14 protein-coding genes and 1 pseudogene are annotated in these 22,509 nt (G+C 39.6%); 9 read left to right on the top strand and 6 right to left on the bottom strand.

The genetic code is table 11. The annotated features are described in order from the left end of the window. The first annotated feature begins 6 nt into the window (after positions 1-6). Both MHH87_RS18625 and MHH87_RS18620 read left to right on the top strand, forming a co-directional pair. Positions 7-5,988, top strand: coding sequence for an InlB B-repeat-containing protein (locus tag MHH87_RS18625; protein ID WP_340751346.1), 5,982 nt, complete (start codon positions 7-9; stop codon positions 5,986-5,988). Positions 5,989-6,601: 613 nt separating this feature from the next. Continuing rightward, on the top strand, positions 6,602-7,687 hold the full coding sequence (locus MHH87_RS18620) for a hypothetical protein (RefSeq protein ID WP_340751345.1): 1,086 nt from the start codon (positions 6,602-6,604) through the stop codon (positions 7,685-7,687). An 821-nt stretch (positions 7,688-8,508) separates the two neighbouring features. Here the strand turns inward: MHH87_RS18620 and MHH87_RS18615 are convergent. Next, entirely contained in the window at positions 8,509-8,796 is a 288-nt protein-coding gene (locus MHH87_RS18615; RefSeq protein ID WP_340751343.1) for an AbrB/MazE/SpoVT family DNA-binding domain-containing protein, read from the bottom strand. Positions 8,797-9,103: 307 nt separating this feature from the next. Here MHH87_RS18615 and MHH87_RS18610 point away from each other — a divergent pair, with 307 nt between their 5' ends. Continuing rightward, a complete protein-coding gene (locus tag MHH87_RS18610; RefSeq protein WP_340751341.1) occupies positions 9,104-9,976 on the top strand; it encodes a tyrosine-type recombinase/integrase in 873 nt (290 codons plus the stop codon). A gap of 218 nt (positions 9,977-10,194) precedes the next feature. Here the strand turns inward: MHH87_RS18610 and MHH87_RS18605 are convergent, their stop codons facing one another. Then, positions 10,195-11,295, bottom strand: coding sequence for a YncE family protein (locus MHH87_RS18605; protein ID WP_340751339.1), 1,101 nt, complete (start codon positions 11,293-11,295; stop codon positions 10,195-10,197). A gap of 342 nt (positions 11,296-11,637) precedes the next feature. On the opposite strand from MHH87_RS18605, the gene MHH87_RS18600 reads away from it, so the two are divergent. Both MHH87_RS18600 and MHH87_RS18595 read left to right on the top strand, forming a co-directional pair. Continuing rightward, positions 11,638-11,895, top strand: coding sequence for a type II toxin-antitoxin system Phd/YefM family antitoxin (locus MHH87_RS18600; protein WP_340751337.1), 258 nt, complete (start codon positions 11,638-11,640; stop codon positions 11,893-11,895). Further along, entirely contained in the window at positions 11,896-12,147 is a 252-nt protein-coding gene (locus tag MHH87_RS18595) for a Txe/YoeB family addiction module toxin (RefSeq protein WP_340751335.1), read from the top strand. A gap of 1,201 nt (positions 12,148-13,348) precedes the next feature. Here MHH87_RS18595 and MHH87_RS18590 read toward each other — a convergent pair. Continuing rightward, positions 13,349-15,034, bottom strand: a complete 1,686-nt coding sequence (locus MHH87_RS18590; protein ID WP_340751333.1) for a methyl-accepting chemotaxis protein — start codon at positions 15,032-15,034, stop codon at positions 13,349-13,351. A gap of 986 nt (positions 15,035-16,020) precedes the next feature. Between MHH87_RS18590 and MHH87_RS18585 the strand changes: the two genes are divergently transcribed. The 4 genes and pseudogenes from MHH87_RS18585 (at position 16,021) to MHH87_RS18570 (ending at position 18,906) form a co-directional block, all read left to right on the top strand. Next, on the top strand, positions 16,021-16,623 hold the full coding sequence (locus tag MHH87_RS18585; RefSeq protein WP_340751331.1) for a TetR/AcrR family transcriptional regulator: 603 nt from the start codon (positions 16,021-16,023) through the stop codon (positions 16,621-16,623). Beyond that, entirely contained in the window at positions 16,623-17,558 is a 936-nt protein-coding gene (locus MHH87_RS18580) for an alpha/beta hydrolase (RefSeq protein WP_445683138.1), read from the top strand. The genes MHH87_RS18585 and MHH87_RS18580 overlap by 1 nt, the downstream gene beginning before the upstream one ends. Then, positions 17,557-17,736 (top strand): annotated as a pseudogene (locus tag MHH87_RS18575) (dihydrolipoyl dehydrogenase); the annotation flags it as partial. The gene MHH87_RS18580 and the pseudogene MHH87_RS18575, both read left to right, overlap by 2 nt. 777 nt (positions 17,737-18,513) lie before the next feature. Continuing rightward, a complete protein-coding gene (locus MHH87_RS18570; protein ID WP_340751328.1) occupies positions 18,514-18,906 on the top strand; it encodes a hypothetical protein in 393 nt (130 codons plus the stop codon). 681 nt (positions 18,907-19,587) lie between these two features. Here MHH87_RS18570 and MHH87_RS18565 read toward each other — a convergent pair. The 3 genes from MHH87_RS18565 to MHH87_RS18555 all read right to left on the bottom strand — a co-directional run bounded on the left by MHH87_RS18565 (position 19,588) and on the right by MHH87_RS18555 (position 22,463). Beyond that, positions 19,588-20,355, bottom strand: coding sequence for an IclR family transcriptional regulator (locus tag MHH87_RS18565; RefSeq protein WP_340751326.1), 768 nt, complete (start codon positions 20,353-20,355; stop codon positions 19,588-19,590). 138 nt (positions 20,356-20,493) lie between these two features. Beyond that, complete coding sequence (locus MHH87_RS18560; protein WP_340751323.1) at positions 20,494-21,636, bottom strand: CaiB/BaiF CoA transferase family protein; 1,143 nt, start codon at positions 21,634-21,636, stop codon at positions 20,494-20,496. A 20-nt stretch (positions 21,637-21,656) separates the two neighbouring features. Further along, positions 21,657-22,463, bottom strand: a complete 807-nt coding sequence (locus tag MHH87_RS18555; RefSeq protein WP_340751322.1) for an enoyl-CoA hydratase/isomerase family protein — start codon at positions 22,461-22,463, stop codon at positions 21,657-21,659. Positions 22,464-22,509: the final 46 nt, after the last annotated feature.

Below are 22,509 nucleotides of genomic sequence, written 5' to 3'. Positions count from 1 at the left end.
GAAGGCATGGTACAAAAAATAATGAAGCTACTGTTAATTTTTATGATTATAGTCGGGTATCTACCAAATGGTAATTTGATAGAAAACCGCGTGGAAGCAGCAACTACAACTACTAAGTTTACAGGCAGTTTAGATGGTTCAAAAAAATTTAATAGACCGATATTCTATCATGAAACCAATGGACTTGGGGCTCCTTGGGATTCAATTTCATGGGTATACGACACAAAGGATAGTGATCCAAGGGATTTTTACGGTACACAAAATACTAAATATAATTACTATATCCAATATTTCACTCCAAGTATTACAGGTACTTATTCTATTGAAGTAACAGATGCAAAATTAGTTGTTACAACTGATGGCTTCATAAATGATACCGCCTTATTTGTCTATGAGAATTCTTTTAATTCTACAAATCCAATAAATAACATATTAAAGGCAAATGATGATACGAGTGAGACAAATTACTTTTCTACGATCCCTAGCATTGATTTAACAGCTGGGACAAACTACATTATCGTTATGACAAGTTACCATGCAGGTGATACGGGTACTGCTGATTTTGCGATTACTGGACCAGGTTCTGTAACGAATTCGGATAATCCTATCAGTAGTACTACTTCACCAACTGTTACAACGACTACACCAGCAACAGATGTTACGGCAACAGGAGCGACTGTTGGAGGAGATGTGACAGCGGATGGTGGTGCAACAGTGACAGAGCGTGGGATTGTGTACGGACCAACTTCTAATCCAGAAATCGGGGCGTCAGGTGTAACAAAAGTAACGGCAAATGATGCAGGTACAACGGGCGTATTTTCAGTAGCTTTAAGTAATCTAACAGCAGACACGACGTACCACTACCGAGCATATGCAACAAATTCGAAAGGCATAGCGTACGGAGCTGACCAGACGTTTGCAACACCAGCTCCAATAAACAGCTATACAGTCACTTTCAATAGCAATGAAGGCTCATCTGTCACAAGTCAAACTGTCAATCAGGGAGAGACGGTGACAGCTCCAACCGCACCGACAAAAACAGGCTTTACTTTTGAAGGCTGGTATAGTGATGCAGACTTGAATACAGCCTATGTTTTCAGCACGCCAGTAACAAGTCATCTCTCTTTATATGCGAAGTGGACTGCCGTTCCTACCTATACTGTCAAATACAATGGCAATGGTAGCGTAATTGGCACAGTACCAACAGATAGTGGCGCGTATGCAAAAGACGCTTCGGTAACGGTAGCAGGAAACTCAGGCGATTTAGAGAAAGTAGGCCATGCATTCACTGGTTGGAACACGAAAGCAGATGGAACGGGCACTGCCTATTTACCAAATGCAACACTGACAATGGGTGAAGAAAACGTAACCCTATACGCTCAGTGGGCGATCAATAAATACGACGTGACGTTTGAAACAGATGGTGGTTCTGCCATTAATAAAATGACCGTCGATTATAACAAGGTAATTACAGCTCCAACCGCACCGACAAAAACAGGTTTTATATTTGATGGTTGGTATAGTGATGCAGACTTAAAAACAGCCTACGTTTTCAGCACGCCAGTAACAAGTCATCTCTCTTTATATGCGAAGTGGACTGCTATTCCAAGCGCTCCAACTTATACTGTCAAATACAATGGCAATGGTAGCGTAATTGGCACAGTACCAACAGATAGTGGCGCGTATGCAAAAGACGCTTCAGTAACGGTAGCAGGCAACTCAGGAGATTTAGAGAAAGTAGGCTATACATTCACAGGCTGGAACACGAAAGCAGATGGAACGGGCACTGCCTATTTACCAAATACAACACTGACAATGGGCGAAGAAAACATCATCCTATACGCTCAGTGGGCGATCAATAAATACGACGTGACGTTTGAAACAAATGGTGGTTCTACAGTATCTACAGTGACTGTCGATTATAACAAGGTATTGACAGCTCCAACCGCACCGACAAAAACAGGCTTTACTTTTGAAGGCTGGTATAGTGATGCAGACTTGAATACAGCCTATGTTTTCAGCACGCCAGTAACAAGTCATCTCTCTTTATATGCAAAATGGAAAACAGCCGAAGTAGCTATAACTGTAACCATTGGAAACGTAGTAGCGGGTAAAGGGCAGACAGTTGAAATTCCTGTGTCAATTAATGATCCCTCAACTGGGATAGGGGCTTATGGAATACAAATTGATTTTGACCCAAATGTTTTGGAAGTTGAAGAAATAATTTCTACTAAGCCTAATGATGGAGACTTCTCCCAAAACATCGTTAATGAACAAGGTTACTTAAGGGTAGGTTGGTTCGATGAGACAGGAGGAGATGCTCTATTATCATCAGCCACACAATTATTTACCATCAAATTAAAAGTAAAAAGCACGTCTTCTCTAGGAAACAGCGCCTTAACTATTGATAAGACAGATAAATTAAAGCTCGAATTTAGTGATGAAAATGTAGAAGCTATGACATCGGATGTGGTGAATGGAACCATAACGGTTGTAAATAGCTATAGCGTCGATTTTGACCCAAATGATGGAAGTGCAGTAGCTAGTCAAACGGTACTTGAGAATGGAAAAGTGAGTATACCAGTAGCCCCAACAAAAACAGGCTTTACTTTTGAAGGCTGGTATAGTGATGCAGACTTGAATACAGCCTACGTTTTCAGCACGCCAGTAACAAGTCATCTCTCTTTATATGCGAAGTGGACTGCCATTCCAAGCACTCCAACCTATACTGTCAAATACAATGGCAATGGTAGCGTAATTGGCACAGTGCCAACAGATAGTGGCGCGTATGCAAAAGACGCTTCAGTAACGGTAGTGGGCAACTCAGGTAATTTAGAGAAAGTAGGCCATACATTCAATGGTTGGAACACGCAAGCAAATGGAACGGGCACTGCCTATTTACCAAATACAACACTGAAAATGGGTGAAGAAAACGTCATCTTATACGCTCAGTGGGCGATCAATAAATACAACGTGACGTTTGAAACAAACAGTGGCTCCGCAGTACCTACAGTGACTGTCGAGCACAATACGATGCTTACGCTTCCTGCAGCACCGACAAAAACAGGCTTTACTTTTGAAGGTTGGTATAAAGATACAAGTTTAACTACTAAATTTGATCCAACAACACCAATTACAGGCAACATGACACTGTATGCAAAATGGACAACCCTACCAGGCTATTCTATCAAATACAATGGCAATGGTAGCTTGAGTGGCACAGTGCCAGTAGACAACGCCAAGTATTCAAAAGATGCAACGGTAACGGTAGCAGGCAACTCAGGAGACTTAGAGAAAGTAGGCCATACATTTACTGGTTGGAACACGAAAGCAGATGGAACGGGCACTGCGTATCTAGCAGAGGCAACACTGAAAATGGGTGAAGAAAACGTCATCTTATACGCTCAGTGGACCATAAATAAATACGACGTGACGTTTGAAACAAACAGTGGCTCCGCAGTACCTACAGTGCCTGTCGAGCACAATAAGATGCTTACGCTTCCTGCAGCCCCAACAAAAACAGGTTTTACTTTTGAAGGTTGGTATAAAGATACAAACTTAACTACTAAATTTGATCTAACAACACCAATTACAAGTAACATGACACTATATGCAAAGTGGACTGCCGTTCCAAGCACTCCAACATATACTGTCCAATACAATGGCAATGGTAGCGTTCTTGGCACAGTACCAGTAGACAATGCCAAGTATGCAAAAGATGCTTCAGTAACGGTAGCGGGGAACTCAGGCGATTTAGAGAAAGTAGGCCATGCATTCACTGGCTGGAACACGAAAGCAGATGGAACGGGCACTGCCTATTTACCAAATACAACACTGACAATGGGCGAAGAAAACATCATCCTATACGCTCAGTGGACGATCAATAAATACAACGTGACGTTTGAAACAAACAGTGGCTCCGCAGTACCTACAGTGACTGTCGAGAATAATAAGTTGCTTACACTTCCTGCAGCCCCAACAAAAGCAGGCTATACATTTGAAGGCTGGTATAAAGATACAAATTTAACTACTAAATTCGATCCAACAACACCGATTACAGGCAACATGACACTGTATGCGAAGTGGACAACCCTAGCAGGCTATACTGTCCAATACAATGGCAATGGTAGCGTAATTGGCACAGTGCCAGTAGACAACACCAAGTATGCGAAAGACGCTTCGGTAACGGTAGCGGGCAACTCAGGAGACTTAGCAAAAACAGGCTATACATTCACTGGCTGGAACACGAAAGCAGATGGAACGGGCACTGCGTATTTACCAAATGGAACACTGAAAATGGGTGAAGAGAACGTAACCCTATACGCTCAGTGGACGATCAATAAATACAACGTGACGTTTGAAACAAACAGTGGTTCTGCAGTACCTACAGTGATTGTTGAGCACAATAAAATGCTTACACTTCCTGCAGCGCCAACAAAAACAGGTTTTACTTTTGAAGGCTGGTATAAAGATACAAACTTAACTACTAAATTTGATCCAACAAAACCGATTACAGGCAGCAGGACACTGTATGCAAAATGGACGCAAAATTTTTCAGGTGATTCTTCTACTCCGAATCCAGCACCACCACCAACTGGGCCAACTACAGAAGAAATTGTTGTCGATGTTGTCGATGATGCAAATCCAACTGAATTACTCGTTCGCACACCGATTACGCGCACAAAAGAAAATGGTCTTGTTAAGGATATAGTGACCTTTACACCAGAAAAAGCATCGGAGTCGGTTGAAAAGCTAGCAGGAAAGGAAACTAAGGTTTCGAGAATTGTTATTCCGGATAACAAGGATGAAGTATCCGAAACGACAATTAATGTGTCAAAAGCAGCAGTTTCAGTTTTGAGAAAAGGTGAAACGAGTCTCTCGATTGGTACCGTCAATGCAACGATTTTTATTCCAAACGCTTCATTCGCTACATTTGCAGATGATCTATACTTCCGTGTTGTACCAGTGAAGAAGGATGAAGAACAGGTTGCGATTGAAACACGTGCAAAACAAGAGGAAAAAGTAAAAGAAGTAGTGAAAGCAAATAGCGCCAAGATAGAAATTTTAGGACGCCCGATGACGATTGAGACGAATATGCAAAATCGCCCTGTTACATTAACGTTACCACTACCAGCAAATGCAACAGCGGAACAAATCAAACATTTAGCAATTTTTATTGAGCATAGCAACGGAACAAAAGAGGTGGTTCATGGGCGTCTCACACAGTTCAACAGCACAACGAAGGGGGTAACCTTTGATGTTAATCACTTCTCTACCTTTACGGTGCTGTATGTAGAAGGAGCAGCAGAATACTTTGCCTCCATAGAGAAAGAGCCAGAGGAAACGAAAGGCGCCCATAATTCATACATTCATGGATACAATGACGGCACATTCCGCCCGAACGCCTCTGTAACTCGTCAGCAAATGGCCGCTTTACTAGCACGTCAACTGACGAATAATACCATTCCTAGAGCGACGACATCTAGCTACAGCGATACGAAGCAGGCATGGGCAAAAGATGAAATCGAATATGTTCGTTCAATCGGCATTATGACTGGCACGAACGATACATTCGCACCAAACGCTTCTATCACACGTGCACAAATGGCAGCGATTATGATGCGCTGGATTGATAAGCAATGTGTGGACAATCCAGAGGGAGCCCGGTATTGTAAGCCGACAGCAGACGCTAAACTATTTACGGACGTATCAGACAAACATTGGGCAGCAGACGATATTGCCCGTATCTCGGAAATCGGTCTCATGGAAGGAACACTTGACGGGACATTCCGCCCAAAGGAAACGCTCACACGTGCACAGGCAGTCAAAGTGTTAAATCGTCTATTCGAGCGAGGACCAATCACAGAAACAATTACGAACAAATTTTCAGACGTGACACCACTGCATTGGGCGTACTATGAAATTCAAGAAGCCGCAGTGGAGCATGACTATGCAATAATGGATGGAAAAGAGCATGTTCAGCATTAAATTAAACAGCTATGTACTAATTAGGAATTAGTACATAGCTGTTTTTTTCATTGTCTTTAACATGTTTTTTGCGGTGTTTACATCATTTCAGGTAGAAGATGACCCATACGTATTACGGAATGCTAGAAAAAATTATTCAGAATTCCTGGTGCGAAGGTCTCGAATAGAGTGGAAAACGAAAAAGAATAGAAAAGAATAGAAAAGAATAGAAAAGAATAGAGTAGAAAACAATCAAATACAGAAGGATTGAATTGAAAATCAACTCTCTTTTTATAAGAATGTTTCAACGGTAACGCTCATCTCAGAACGTTACGTGAAAACATTGAACGAGATCCTGCATACCCTAATTTTCGGAAACGAGTTGGGGAGGGGGCTATCGATTACATGTAATAATCATTATCTCGTCACAAATGTGGCGGGATTTTTCAATTTATGCGGTTGAGCCTTGTTATCTAAGGCTATGCTACGTGTGAGGTGATGGTATTAGGGAAGTATCTTTACTACATCCTGTGCTTCGGAAAAAGTACAGATGAAACGTTCATTTTATCCATTCATATTTTGGGTGGATACGCTGGACTAATAATGAAATTATGAGAAAAAGGGAGTCGAATAAATGAACAATAAGATAAAAATGATCGCACCGATACTTTTAGGAGTAACGTTAACTCTAACAGGCTGTAACTTGTTTAATAAACAAGCGGAGCCAGAGCTCGTGCAAACCCTCCATGAAACACAAAAAGAAGGACAAAGTGCACCACAAATAACAGCGCTACAACCACTAAATGTCATGACGTTACAAGTAACATTCTCTGAACCACTACCTGAAGAAGATACCGTTATAGAAAACTTGGATGCCATAAAGAGCAACTTTAACTTTGATAACAACTTAAGTATTGTTAATATCCCAAGGTTGAAAATTGGCGCAAAAAGCACGTATCTGGTTCCTGTTACGATCCAAAATCCTGGGACAACCTATTCACTTAGCTATAAAGGTGGTGAAAAACAAACCTTTAAGGGAAGTGATGAAAAAATTAATGCGAGTCAAACGAAACAGGTCACAAATGATACGTTTGAAATCGAATCATTTAAAAAAGAGGGCGTAACAGATTATTCAAACATTATTGAAGCGTATAAAGCTGCAAGAGGTGATCTATCTTTCCAAGTAAATGATGAAAATAAAGATGAAAAGGGAAAGCAGTATCAGATTATCTCTTCCTTACGAGATCGTGTAGTTACATTGACTGCAAATAATGGAGAGGAAATGAAAGCAAATTATGTCCTGTTTACACAAGCTGCAGATGGAAGACAAGCACCAAAATTCCGTTTACCTGAGGGACAAACATTAAAGCCAGGGATGAAATATATTGTGACATCGGATTGGGCAACCATTAAGAATCCAACGTTTGTCGCAACTCAGATACCCCCACTTACAATCAAATCGGTAGAACCAATTGACAGCAAATCATTCCAAATCACGTTAGACAAAGATCCGGGTATGGAACTATTTGCTGGACGAAGTGTACAATTACAGGCAGATGACGGGAAAACAATCCAAGCGAACTATCGCTACACGTCTCGTAAAGGGGCTACCGGTATCTTTGATGTAAAAGACGCCACATTGAAACCAGGCGTAAAGTATAAAGTACTACCCATCAACAACTGGGCTACTGCAAACAACGTAACTTTATTAGCAAAGTAGAAGTTCTCCCTCAAACGTCAAAAAGCCCGTAGCTAAACTACCGCTGCGGGCTTTTATGACGTTTATTTAACTCCTCTAAACGTAATTTAATATGAGTTTCTTCCATTATATAGTGTTACTAGCGCGTCTATTTGAGCACCTGATATTTGGTTGCGGATCCATTGCCAATACGCACGATTCGATGATTCTGAATGAGGTCTTCTATGATTTTTCGAACGGTCCATTTACTTCTATCTAAAACCCTCATTAATCGATCATCTATATAGAAAAAAATTAATCGATTATAATCGATTAATAAACTTTTAAGCATCGGAACAAATAAAATAGGAAATGTAAATAATTCTGATACATAAAATATATAAAAAGGAATGATTATTCAAAGGTAAAAAACAAAAAGACAGCTTTCAAATGGTTTGCATTGAACCCTAAAAAATAGATACTAAAAGTAAACGCTCAGCTACATCGAAATAATGTCCCATAAAAGTCTTCGTCGATACGTCTGAGCGCGTTTCTTATTATTGTAGAATAGCAGTAAAAGGAACCTCTTCTGGATAATACAAATCTTTTCTTAGGCATACATCACGATGCGTTAAGCATTCCCCGTTAAATCTTAGCCAAATGTCATCATCAGCCATAACCCCATGTGTTATACGTAAAATGCCCCAGTGATTGTAAACTTACATATCAAGTGAAGCAAGTAGGGGGAAGGTACGCACTTTGATTGATCCCCTTTACTAGTGGTGCTACTAATACGCGCTGCATCGACGGGGATTTTGATAATTTCCATCTCATCACGTCCAATTTACATTGAGTTTCTTCTATTATATAGTACCATCTGTCTGTTCTGGTTTGAATCGAGTCCAGCCGGTATTATTTTTTGCTTCTTTAAATTTATCGAGTAGTTCTTGTCCACTTAATCCTTTGGCAATCATACTTTCTAATAGTTGCTCCGCAAAATCATCGGGGATTTTCACAACCGGTTTGATGAGCAGTCCTTCGTCAGTCATCTCGACCGTTACTTCTTCTTGAATTCCTAAAGCATCAAAATAAATTTTTGGAATGGTCATTTGACGTTGCTTAGAAACCTTTACCTTTTTTTGTTCACTCATCGTAAATCCTCATTTCTTGAATCTGTATTATGTAATTAAATTATAAATGAATTTATTCTTGATATAAATACATATTATTTTTTATTTTAAATAAAATAATTTAATTTTATCTTGTTTTATTTACTTAAGAATAAAGAAATTTAGCAAGAAAAAAATATGCTTTCAACCTATGAAAATAATGGTTATCCTAGGTTGAGAATGCTATAATTGAAGAAACGTATGTTCGTGTGAAAAAATTGAACCATCCCTCAAATTGGAGGGGGAAGGTTGCGCAGGAGGGAAAAGAATGGAAGAGAATTTATTTTCATTGAATCGATTCAAAATGACGCAAGAGGCAGAAAAAACCATTCAGTCGGTAAAAGATAAAAAACTACGCATGTATGCCTCCAACTTCCGAAGCTTTGCGAAGTTTTGCGAAGATTTTTATTTGCCAGTGGATTTTGATGCATTGGAGCTCTACTTACATGAATCCATCACACAGCAGCACGTAAAGCTGTCAACATTTAATCGCCGACTAGCCGGGGTGAAGTATTGGCTCATGAATCAGCATGACCAACAAATGACAATGGAGCAGCAAGAACGAATTCATTTACTGCGTCAGCTTTATAACGATGAACAATATTTACGCCTAAAACCACAACGAGGGGTGCGCGCCGAAAATCAAAATGATGTGCTGCGTCTGATTGACCGGTATGACACGATTAAGAAAGCCGATATTCGTAAGCGTGCCATTTGCCTTGTGAACTTGATTACAGCGAACCGCCCATCCGAAATGGTTCGGCTGAAAGTGAGTGACTTTGATTTCGACAATCGCTCGGTGCATGTCATGATGATCAAACAAGGTGAAATGAAAGAAAAACGCCTCACACTGGAATGCGTGCAAGCCGTGAAGAAGTATACCAATGTGTACGAGCTACAGCCGGATGATTACTTTGTTGGGGCAGCAGACAAATGGGGCAACCACACAAGTCGGCAAATTCATGAGGACAGCTACGCGCAATCCATTCACAACTGGCTGGGCTTTGCGCCGTACACATTCCGCAAAACACAGATCACCGCCATGTACCAAAAGGGGGCTGATATCCCGACCATTGCCAAACAGTCTGGCCATAAATCACACCAGACGATTATGGAGCATTACATCAACCTCCGAACGAGTGATGTGGATGCGTTTTTATAAATGCACTATATAATAGAAGAAACTCCTAGTAAAACCGATACTTCTCGTTGCGTGCTTGCTCCAATAATAAATTTGCCTGCTGCTTATTATAGTGAGCAAAGTTGAAGTGATCTACCTGACTTAACTGTTTATAGAGATTTATAAAATGAATAGTGGTCCGATTACTCCATAGTACAGGAATAACCGGATGTATTCATTTAGATACTTGGCTAGAAATTTTAAAACATTGTCGGTGTAATAGCAATACCTCTAAGACTGTTTCCAGTTGGAATTAATGGTGGGATTTCAGTGTTGTTAATCGTATTAATTTTTCCAACGCCCCCGCCAAAACGTGTAAAATAAGCTCGGAATCCACCAGGGGCAATCGCGATATCATTAGCGTTTGTCTGACCAACAAATTGGATAGTATCAATGACAGTGTTCGTAGCTGTGTTTATCACCGAGACGGTTGCGGAAGGAGGTGTTCCTGGGCCCCTATTTCCAACATATGCACGGGTACCATCTGGAGTAATTGCAATACTAACAGGATTAGTGCCAACTTGAATAGTACCGATGACGGTGTTGGTAGCCGTATTGATAACAGAAACCGTACTTGAACCCGAGTTTACAACATATGCACGAAGACCATTAGGTGTAATCGCAATATTTTCAGGAAAATCTCCAACTGGAATAGTACCGATGATGGTTCTATTGCTAGCGTTTATAACAGTGACCGAATTCGTGCCCGCGGTCGTAACATAAAGGCGAGTACCATTAGGTGTGATAGCGATTCCATCGGGAAAGGTGTTGTTTCCAATTGGGATAGTACTCATGACCGTGTTGGTGTCTGTATTGATGACAGAGACAGTATTAGAAGCAAAGTTTGTAACATATGCACGGGTACCATTCGCTGATATAGCTATTTTTCTAGGACTTACTCCTACTTGAATAGTGGTAATGGTAGTATTGCTTACCGTATCAATGACAGAGACAGTACTAGAACCATTGTTTACAATATAAGCGCGAAGACCATTAGGAGTAATCGCAACACCAATAGGATCACTCATAACTGGAATACTAGTTAGAGCGGTGTTGTTGAACGTATTAATCACATGTACCCTATCAAATGTGAAGTCTGTAGCGTAGGCAAAAGCAATAACAAAAAAAGAAATAATCTCATCAATTCCAACCTCGTTTATTCCATTTTCATTACTAATCAATACTGTCCTGTTCGTTTCATTCACTTGAGTCAAAAGTCCTTCAACCGAGTCCAATGAGACTAAGCGTAAAAACATGTTTCTATTGATAAACTTTTTTAAATCTGGTAATAGATTAGACAAAATATAACCTCCTATCAATTATTGTAGAAGGCAAATGAAATGACTAGGAATCAATAGGATGCCCCCTCTCTTCATTCTATGAATAAGTTTCAAATAGATATAGACAAATTATACTGAACAAGACACTGTTTTTTGTATTTAAGTAATACTCTATAATGACTTTTGGGACAGCGCCTTCTTACCGTTTATTATTTTGTGATGAATTGCTGTGTAATAAACGGTTTCATTTCTTTTTCGAAATAACGGAACAGCATCGTTCAAGATTTCTTTTTCAAAATTGGGTATAAAACCTCGATGTATTGTACAAAATATCGTACAACAGAAGAAAGGAAGCTGATTCGAATGGAAGCAGTTAATTATTCTTCATTACGCAATAATTTAAAAGGCTACATGGATCGTGTCACAAACGATTTTGAAACAATCATCGTGACGAGAAAGAATGAGCAAAATGTTGTCATGATTTCTGCCGAGGAGTATAACAATCTAATGGAGAGCGTTCATTTATTAGGTAATGGTGTAAACCGTGCAATGCTTGAGAAATCGAAGAAACAGTTAGTAGAAGGATTTGTTGTGAATAACAAATTATTTGAGGTTGACTAAATGAATGTTGTTTTTTCAGAGCAAGCATGGTCAGAATACACCGCTTGGCAAACGGAAGACAAAAAAACAGTGAAACGAATTAATTCGTTAATCCAAGATATCCAGCGTAATGGGCACGAAGGTATAGGTAAGCCAGAGCCGCTACGTTTTGACTTTGCAGGTTATTGGTCGAGACGTATTAATGAAAAGGATCGCCTTGTTTATACCATTGATGAAAAAAACATCTATATCATTCAATGTAAATATCATTAACAAGCATAGTACAATATTTCTAATAACTGCATACTAAATCGCACCGAAAGAATCCAATTTGAGCGATCCTTCATTAAATGGGATTCTTTTTTATGCGCTAATAAAGGGGGCCAAGAAGAACGTTTAATCAAACCAGGGCTCTATAGAAATCGTCTGTTCCATAGCCTACCCATCCTATTCTGCGGCAATCTTTTCTATTCTTTTCTATTCTTTTCTACTCTTTGGGTACTATTTCTTTGAAAACCATTCAGAAAAGAGGCGCTCAGACGAATTGAGATGGGGGATTACCCGTCACCTCGTCTAAATAATCGTCTGAGTACAGGAATACCGCTGCTTGTCTTTGATCTTCGGGAGTAGCGTTTTTTTGAAGGATTAGTGGTTTTTACGTCTTTTTCATATGCAACATCACAATTAAAATACCTAGTGAAGTAGAGTCTTGATACACTAAATTAAACATCACACTATTAAAAATACTTTTCTATGTATTTTTTCATCGCAAAGCAAAAGTCTAGCTTAATCAAACATTCGCGTATATGCATATAGGGATATACGCATATATTTGTATATGTATATATCGTAAAAATCGACTAACCCCACCCATTAATAAGCATTTAAGAAATGGACTCCTTTGAAAAGGGCTGAGGAGGCTTTACTAGCAACGCCCACAAAAATGGCTTCCGTTCGTTCTTCTTTAGAGATTCCGAGATGTTTTAATGAAACTTTTCATTCATTGAGAACGTCCGAATGGTAGAATAAGTGAATTATAAAAATTCGAGGCTTAATGAACTAAAGCTAAAAGCGTCACGCTCTGTGACAAGGCCTTCGTGACCTACATCCTGTTGCCCCAAAGCGTCTTATCAGAGCGCCCAGCCGAAATGAATATCAACCCCATGTTATGATGATGAACCTTCATAACAAATAACATTTTAATATTTCCCTAATCAACACCCCTGGATCCTTATGTAGTAATCCTAAGTGAAAGAAGTCAACTATCAAAAAATCCTCATCGCCAGTTGAATGGGCGATGAGGATTTAGTGTTAACAGATAAGAAAGGTGAATATTTAGTAGATAAGAAAGTATAACTTTCTTATCTACATAAGTAAGGACATCATCTCCCCCTATATTGGGCGAGATGTGTCTTTCTAATCAATGGCAACGTGATCACGTAGTCCACCTAAGGCTGCTAAAGGCCAATTGATGTTAGATTTTAAATTTATTGATTTCCTCTTGTACTGTCGTTGCGCCATCGCTTAAAGATTTGGCGACAGCATTAATTTCTTGAATAGTAGCTGTTTGTTCTTCTACTGCAGCAGCGATCATTTCGGATTGTTGTGCGGTAGTCGTTGCAGCAGAAGCCATTTCGCTCACAGAAGCAGCAACTTCTTCTGTACTTGCCGAAATTTCTTCAGTGGAAGCAGATACATCTTCAATTTGAGAAGTAATTTCTTGAATCGCCTTCAAAATACTATCAAATGAGACTTGTGCGTTTTGGATAAAGGTAACACCTTCTTCGACATTGTGCACAGTGACACTAACTGCCTTTTCTACTTCGTTTGTTTCTTGTTGAATAGACGTTGTTAGCCCAACAATTTGATTGGCAGAAGCTTTCGATTCTTCTGCAAGCTTACGAACCTCATCGGCAACGACAGCAAAGCCCTTTCCATGCTCTCCTGCGCGTGCGGCTTCAATAGCTGCATTAAGGGCAAGGAGGTTGGTTTGCTCACTAATATCTGTAATGACTTTTGTAATATTTTCAATTTCCGCAGATTGTGCACTTAGTTGTTTAATACGCTCACTTGTCTCATGAGAAGATTGTTGAATAACAGCCATCTGGTTTTCTGCGGTCTGTAATGTTTTTTCACCTTCATTTGCAATCACTTGTGTATCTAAAGCTTTTGAATTAAGTAGCTGTGTTGCTTCAGCAATTCGTTGTACCCCGTGGGCAGTTTCATCCATAGCAGTAGCACTTTCTCGTCCAGTAGTAGCCGATTGATTAGCACCTTCGGATGTTGCCTCTGTTCGATTCGCTACTTCATTGGAAGAGATAGCTACTTGATCTGTACTGGCAGCTAATTGTTCGGCAGCGGCCGTTGTCTGCTCTACATTCGCAGCAACATTATTAATAAGGGAATGTAAATTTCTTTTCATTTCATTAAATGAATTGGCTAATGTGCCAATCTCATCTTTTGTTCGCACATTTATGTCGTCTCGACTTAAATCACCTTCAGCAATTACTTTAGCTGCAGCAGCTAATGTATTGACAGGTACAGTAATTAAACGAGTGATAAATAGTGAAATGAGAAGGGCAAGAATTGTGGAAAGTATCGCAATCACCAGAATGATTAGTGAACTTGTACGTGCAATTTTAGTGGCTTCTACGTTGGTTTTTTCCACCTCAGCCTTTTGATAATCAGCAATCGCTTGCACTGCTTGTTGAATGCCTTCGTTAGCAGGGCGCACCTTTGCTGGTAGTATTACAATAGAAGACTGGATATCCTCCGGGTTATATGTATCGATTATTTCTTTTGCAGCCTGTTCAAATTTTACTTGGCTTTCTTTTAAATTTTGAAGTTGTTTTTGCATTTCAGGACTTGTAAATAATTTTTCGAGTTCTGCAGATTTTTCTTTCACAAGTGTTTCCTGTGTAACTAGATTTTTAAGGGTTTCATCGCTTGGCTCAAGGATATAGGAACGAATGTAAAGACCTTGTAAAGAAGATGCGTTTAAGATGGCATCGACTTGTAAAAGCTTATAGACCCTGTCCTCTATTGCAAATGAGTACTTGTCATCAACCTTATTTAGTTGAATGAATGCAATGGTAGAACTCATGAGCAAAAATAGGATAATACTACCGAATCCTAAGTATAATTTTTTTCTAATAGACATAAAAATAAAACCCCTTATTATTATTTTTGGAATACCTTTCTATCTATAGATTATTCTAGCATAGGAATTTAGAAATATGTTAACCAATTACTTTATTTAACTTAACCTAAATTATTCACATCGTTGTTTAAATTCGCAAACATAACAATTTTCCAAATCGATAAACGGCTTATTTGTAAAAAAGCGTCATTCGGCTGTAGTTGATCGCTATCGTACTTATTTTTGGGTAAGCCGTATCACAAATTTGGTGATTGGATAAAGTGTGGTAGCTACTTTTTGAGCGCTGCACCAAAACCTGTTCTTGCAAAACATTCGCATGAATTCTAAGTAGATCAAAATCGCGAGGTCGAATTTGTTTAAATACTGAACAACATATTTTTCTATAGAATATCTTTCAATCGTTAAAAAGCTGATTTGTCAAAATTGATATACGACTTACATATAAATAAGCGAAAAACAGGGACTTAAGACCTAAAGTGGAACATATTTAAAAATATGTCGTATGTCGAAATCGACCGTTTGAAAAAATCGAGGTGGTTGAAGTCTCTTTTAGAATTTCCGGAGTGAAAGAGAAAATAAAATCATTCAATTTTTGATGTGAAAAAGGCATATAAAAGCTTTTTTTATAGGTAAGCGTCAAAAAGCGCCCTTTAGATAAATTAGACGTGAAACCCCTACCATTTGTCGGTTTTACAAGCCTGTTTTTTGAGCATGCCTTACGGAAAATATAGCAGTTAAACGTAAAAGGATGTTTGGCAGCAGCTCGAGCAATTTATTTCTCTCACCTGCATCAAAAACAAAAAGTACCAAATTAAGGAATATAGCCAATGCACAATGCTGGATCATGAGGCGCTAGCATACTTAGATGCATAAATCCTACTCTAGTTGCCATCCCCGATTTTTGGTGCTGAGCCAAAAAGCGCTTGTATTTGTATCTAACTTCCATTATATTAAAAGGGACTGAAAGGTCTCTTTTGGAGGTGCACATGAAAAAAGGTGAATTAACAAGGCGCAATATTATTCGAAAATCTGCAACGATTTTTAACACAAAAGGGTACATGACAACATCGATGAGTGACATTATTCAGGAGACGAAGATTCAAAAAGGGGGGATCTATCGACACTTTAAGGATAAAGAGCAGCTGATGGTCGAGTCTTTTCATTTTTCTACGGAAATCATGCGCAATCATTTAAAGGCGAGTGTTTCACAACACGACAATTCAACGGACAAATTAATCGCATTTGTGGAGGCTTTTTTAGAGTTAAGTGAAGGAGAACCGATAGTAGGTGGGTGTCCGATTTTTAACGCAGCGATAGAAATGGATGATTTAGGCGGGAGTGCGTTACTGCCATCGATTAATGAAGCAATGGATATGATGGTGAAGTGGATCAATAACATTATAGAGGATGGTATTCTGCTCCAGGAGTTGAAGCAGTCCGTACAGCCATACGACACGGCCATATTTATTGTGTCAACACTTGAAGGTGGACTCGTATTAGACCGATTAAAGAAAGATGGACACTTAACGAAGATCATCATAAATAATTTGAGGCAACATATTTCAATGATGGCTACGGAGCGGCGTTAATGCCGTTTTTTTTACAATCAAAAAGAGACTGTTTGGTATCTTTCTTAAGGGGGGGAATTATGATGACCTATTTATTATTCATTGCTTTTATAGCCATCACTTTATTTTTGAGGCGCTATATCATTCTTTATATTTTTACACCGAAACGGAAAGAGGAAAAAAAGTTCCCGAATTCGACGTATGAAAACATTGAAATGGAGCTGGGGAATGGAACAATTCGAGGGTGGCTTATGAAAAGTGAGCGGGCAAGAGGTTGCTTTTTACTGGTACATGGCTGGGGCTCAAATAAATCCGACATGGTACGATATGCCGATCCCTTAGTCGCTAATGGTTATGACGTAATACTTGTGGATGTACTTGGTCATGGGCAAAGTAAGTCCACTCAAAAACAAGTGAGCATTGAATCGTTTGTCCAAAGTATCACAGCAACGATTGATTATGTGAGGGAGAGGCGAGATGTTAATCGTAATGCAATCTTTGTGTTAGGGCATTCAATGGGCGGGATCGCTGCAAGTATTGTGAATGCCACAGATGGCAGGATACAGGCACTTATTACCGACTCAATGCCTACCTCGTTAAAAAGTATTAGCAAATCCATGGCTGAAAAAGTAACACTACCCTATATTCCTTTTGGCTGGCTATTTGTCAGTTGGTTTTTAGTACGAGGGGGTGTTTTTTTTAAAGCGAGAAGAGAATGGAACCTAGAAAAAATTTTAAAAAACCAACAGTCCCCAGCGGTGGCCATCCACTCGATTCAGGATAAAAAAGTGCCGATTTCAAATGTGGATGTCCTATTAACCGATAGCAATTTTAAACAAGTAATCAAAGTTGCAACAAAAGGTCACCATAATTGTGTGAAAGATAAATATTTTTGGGCGTACGTTTTTCATTTTATATTAAGCAATGAGAGGGATAACGTCGATGAAGTATATTGATACGCTAGTGATAGGTGCTGGTGCATCGGATATGATCGCTGAAGTGGGTCTTGCGATCGAAGCGGGGATGACGGCAGAAGACATCGCATTAACAATCCATGCGGCCAATACTTTCTGTGAGACTACAATGGAAGCCGCTAAGTTAATGATAGGAAGGCCAACTCATGTTGTGAAATGAACATACTTCGAACACCTAAAACATGGAGATGCCCGTCTAATAACACAATCGAAATTTTTTGCAGTCATCAGTCTTGTTCTAGCATTAACGGTTCCTGCATTATTTGAGCTATTTCTATTCAAACAAATCATGAATTTCAACTAGTTTTTTGAGTAGGCAATTTGTGATGAAGTGTTGATTTTGTACTTCATGGATGGCTAACGGAGAGCGTTAATCTAAGAGAAGGATTAACGCTCTTTTTTGTTTGGCTTTTTTACGAACGACGCAGATTAGTTGAAGACTAAATTGAACCCTATAATGATTTCTTTCTGGAATATAGAACCTTTGAACAAACAAGAAAATGGTTTTTGCATCTGTTGTCTAAACAATCATTTCTTATTGAGTTAACGTTGCAGGATAGTAGAAGAGTGTTGTTTATCTTGTGTTCAACAATCGGGCCATTTAATCGAGTAGAGCTGGGGTTTTCCTGTTTTACAGAGTGGATAAATCACGCTCTCGTGAATTGGGGGGCTCAGGCTTGGGACTTTCCATTGTGCAAAGGATCCTAACCAAAGTACAACGGAAACAGCGTCGTTACGGATAATGAACACGGCGGTACTTATTTCGAAATTACACTTGGTAAAATAAAAAAGAAAATGAAAAAGGGTTTGAATGGCTGTTGAAACGGGTTATTCAAAGCCTTTTTTTTGCAAATTTTTAAGAAGAATTTCTCTTAACAAGGATTTAACACAAATTGTTATATGCTAGTAACATCAAAATAGATGGGAGGAATTTATTATGAAGAAAATATTAACAATTGCTACATTTACACTAGGGTTATCTGTTGTTGCAGGTTCGGTATTGGCTGCGAGCAACAACGACATGTGGGAATCTACGAAATCAAGTGAATCGGTCAACTTAGAAGAAATGGCTAAAGAAAAAGGGGTCCCGTTAGATGAACTAATTGTTCAGCTTGAAAAAGAAGAAAAGCTAACAGAAGTTGCTGAACCAACTTCGAGTACCGAAACAGCGCAAGACTCAACATCCAGTGAACCGGTCAACTTAGAAGAAATGGCTAAAGAGAAAGGGGTCACGTTAGATGAACTGATTGCTCAGCTTGAAAAAGAAGGAAAGCTGACAAAAGCTGCTGAGTTAACAGAGGCCAAGCAAGTAGAAACAAACAATAAGTAATTTATAGGAACTGGAGTGTCACAAAAGTTAACTTCTGTTAAGGGGGATCTTTTGAAACAGCTCTGTTGTTAGAAAGTAAAAAACGTTCTTTTATATGCAATATTTAAAAGGCAGTAATGACAGGGGGGGTTATCCTTTATCGTTACTGCCTTTTTCAGTTGTTCGGTCAACCTACAATGTATCATGTAACCGAAAGAACCAACGATGATAAGAAATTTTCCAAATTTAAAAAATGGACATTAGAAGAAGTGGTAAGTAACACTAAAGTCGTTTAAAACATAATAAGGTTGCCAGTTAGCAATCGTTGTGCTTATCTACAGTATGTTTTTTCATCGTATTTTAAGATACTAAGAATGGCTAAATTTTATCTTTACGGAAACATTATCGACATTCATTATTTATAGTATTTAACGTACACAATGTTTGGACTTTACATGGACGGGTGGGTACGATAGGCTTGTTTGCCATACGAAACAACGGCTTCAGCTTTTCATGTTTGATCATGCCGACAGAGGCTCCATGTCAAGTCCTTTAAAAATACAGCACAGATTCTCACATAAGAGAATTGTGCTGTATTTGCTTTCGCTAAGCCAGTCTCATACCTGAAGTACTTTGAAAGATACTGAATTTAATAACATAAATGTTTCAGTGCGCTCCATCATGAACGAAGGGATTGCTTCATTAATACAGTTGTTTTTCAATGTCAGATGCGGCTTTTGTAATTTTTTCAATTAATCGTTGTTCCTCATAATCACTGTATCGTACTTCTGGAATGACCATCGTCACCGAAGCAAGGATTTGATGAGAAGCATTTAAAATCGGTGCTGTCACCGAGCATGCCCCGCGTACACGCTCACTACTACTTTTCCCATAACCTTGTGAACGAATTTGCTGTAATTCCTCGAGTAGCTGCTCTTTTGAAAGAACCGTCTTCTCTGTGATGGGTTCAAGCGCTATATTGTCTACATATTCTAAAACATTGGGCATAAATGCGAGCAATGTTTTAGAAGAAGCACCGGCATAAAGGGGAGAGGTGTCCCCAACATACATTTTTGTTGATAGCGGATAGGTGGAATCATAGTTTAGAATACAGCGTCTTTCTACGCCATCTAAAATACTCATCGAAACACTTTCGCCCATTTCGTCGTTCAGGTTTTTTAAAATAGGCTCGGCGACAAGAATAAGACTAGACTCTTGCTTGACTAAATTCCCTAAGTACAGGAGCGAATGGCCTAGTTGGTAGCGTTTCGTACGTTCATCTTTATGCAGAAATCCTTCATGCACAAAGGTAGAAACGAAGCGCTGTAAACTGGAAATACTAATGCCTGTTTTTTTACTTAACTCGGTTAAAGAAAAGCTTGGTTCTTCTTTCGTAAAAGCTTTTAATACTTTAATCGCTTTGTGTAGCGACGACATTGTATAGTTTTTTTCGAACGTTTCTTGATTCATCTCGTCACCTACTCAAATGAAATTCGCCTTGGCGTATTTGCCGCTTGGGCGTTATCTTCATAGTAACGGCTGCTACGCTTTTCAGCATAAGAATATTTGCTACATGAAGATAACAACTACTTCAATTATAACGCACTTTCATTTCGGGAGAGAGGCCTTTTGGAATTCATTTGTATGTTCTCCAAGAATCGGAGGTGCTAATTTATAGTCGATATTTAAACTAGAGAACTTTAATGGACTTTTGACGAACTTCACTTTCCCGTATTGTTCGTGCTCGAGTTCACCAATCATGTCACGTGCGATCATTTGCGGTTGTTCGAGTGCTTCGGCAATGGTATTCACACGGCCACCTGGAATTTTGTGTTGTTGTAATAACGCAAGCCATTCATCGCGCGTTTTCGTTATGGTAACTGCTGTAATCATCTCAACAAGCTCATCTTCATGTTGCTTCCGCATCGTATTGGTTACAAACCGTTCATCTTTCGCCCATTCCTCACGTTCCATCATGACGCAAAGCTTTTGGAATTGTCCATCTGTGCCAGCACAAATCATTAGGGGGCCATCCGCACAGGCAAATACTTGATACGGCGCGACATTGTTATGGCGGTTCCCTAAACGCTTTGAAGCAAAGCCTGTATTTAAATAAGCACTCGCTACATTCGCTAAGCTACTCATTTGAACATCGAGTAGCGCTAAATCAATAAATTGGCCTTCATTTGTTTGATCACGCATCCGCAGTGCCGCTAAAATACTAATGACCACATGATGAGACGTTAAAATATCGGCAATAGGGACTCCGACTCTTGTGGCTTCGCCTTCCGATGCGCCGGTCACGTCCATTAAACCACTCATCGCTTGAATCACGGGGTCAAAGCCTGGTTCAGAAGCAAGAGGTCCTGTTTGACCGAAGCCAGTTACCGCACAATAAATAATGCGTGGATTCACTTTTTTTAGCTCCTCGTAACTTAGCCCCATTCGCGCCATGTCGCCCGTTTTAAAGTTTTCAAGGATGATGTCTGCATCTTTGACAAGCTCTTTAAATTGCTCCCTGGCGTCTTCTGTTTTTAAATCTAATGTCATCGATTTTTTATTGCGATTGGCACATAAATAATACGTGCTTTGATCATTCAAAAAGGGGCCCCAGTCACGCATACTATCTGAGCCGTCTGGGTGTTCTACGCGAATCACTTCTGCCCCTAAATCTGCCAGCATCATTGAGCCAGCGGGAGCAGCATAGACACGTGATAAATCTAACACTCGTATATTTTCAAGAGGTTGCATCGTATTTCCTCCTCCGACCATCATTTATAAACAGGCTTGCGTTTTTCCACAACGGCATTAACGCCTTCTTTAAAATCATCGAGCTCAGTCACAATGGCCATTTGTGATGAAATGTAGTCAAGCGCAGAACGTAAATCCATCCGTTGACTTTGGTAGACCGCACGCTTAATGAACTGTACTGCCGTTGTTGGGCGACTCGCTAATTCTTTTGCATAATTTAATGTGTATGCCTCTAGCTCATGGTCTTCCACCACAAATGTGACGACCCCTTTTTCTTTTGCTTCATCGGCCGTAAGTACACGTGCTGTCCAAAACATGTCGAGTGCTTGGTCGATGCCGACTAATTTCGGTAAATAATAAGCTCCACCGTCGCCTGGTACGATGGCTACGTTAATGTAGCTTTCAGAAATCTTTGTTGATTTCGCAGAAATCCGAATATCACACATTAATGCCATATCAAGGCCTGCCCCCATGGCGAACCCATGCACTTGTGCAATGACAGGCTTATCAATTTCCTCAAGCAGAAGAGGGATACGTTGAATCTTTTTCCAAAGTGAATTTTTTCGTGCTAAGCCTGTCGAAGCGATGTCCTCTGCACTTTGGAAGAAACCTTCTCCTGCTTGCATCGCTTTAATATCGCCACCTGCACAAAATGATTTTCCGTTCCCTTTCACGATCACGACACGAATATCATCCGAATCACGGACCGTTTCAAGTGCTTTAATCCACTCCGTAATCATTTCTTCACTGAAGGCGTTATACGCTTCCGGTCGGTTTAACGTAATTGTTGCAATATGATCGTTCACTTCAAATAGTAAATCAGCCATTAATATCACTCCTTATAATGTCACTGCTAAATAGTAAGTACCCTTT

Origin of the sequence: Solibacillus sp. FSL H8-0538 (assembly GCF_038003525.1) — a bacterium.
Taxonomy (GTDB): Bacteria; Bacillota; Bacilli; order Bacillales_A; family Planococcaceae; genus JBBOPI01.
This window is presented reverse-complemented; position numbering and strand designations above follow the sequence as displayed.